This window comes from Micromonospora deserti (assembly GCF_003236335.1).
Classification (GTDB): domain Bacteria; phylum Actinomycetota; class Actinomycetes; order Mycobacteriales; family Micromonosporaceae; genus Micromonospora; species Micromonospora deserti.
This window is the reverse complement of record NZ_POUB01000607.1, coordinates 1-299: the sequence shown is the minus strand read 5'-3', so window position 1 is coordinate 299 and position 299 is coordinate 1. Positions and strand designations below refer to the sequence as shown.

The 299-nt window shown below is 65.9% G+C and carries 1 pseudogene; it reads right to left on the bottom strand.

Going from position 1 to position 299, the window contains the following annotated elements:
* Positions 1-106: 106 nt before the first annotated feature.
* Positions 107-299: pseudogene (locus tag C1I99_RS34455) on the bottom strand (ISAzo13 family transposase); the annotation flags it as partial.

Genomic DNA, 299 nt, shown 5'->3' with positions numbered 1-299 from the left:
ACGCTGGCCACGAGGTCTCCGGTGTTCAGGTCTTCTTGGTCGAAGAATCATCTACCGGAGACCTCGCCGTTTATTGATCACCGACGCGCCGCAACTTCCTCAACACCTATGAAACACCGCCTAGGGCTTCGTGCGGCACGCCCAGCCGCAGATGGGAGAGGGTGATCACCAGCCGGTCGGTGAACCGCAGGACCAGACGACGGCCGGCACCGGGAGCCCGCCGCCGGTGACCGCCCCGACGGGCATACAGCCGGCCCTCACGCCCGGCCAGCCACACCACACGCAGCTCAGTCCGTAAC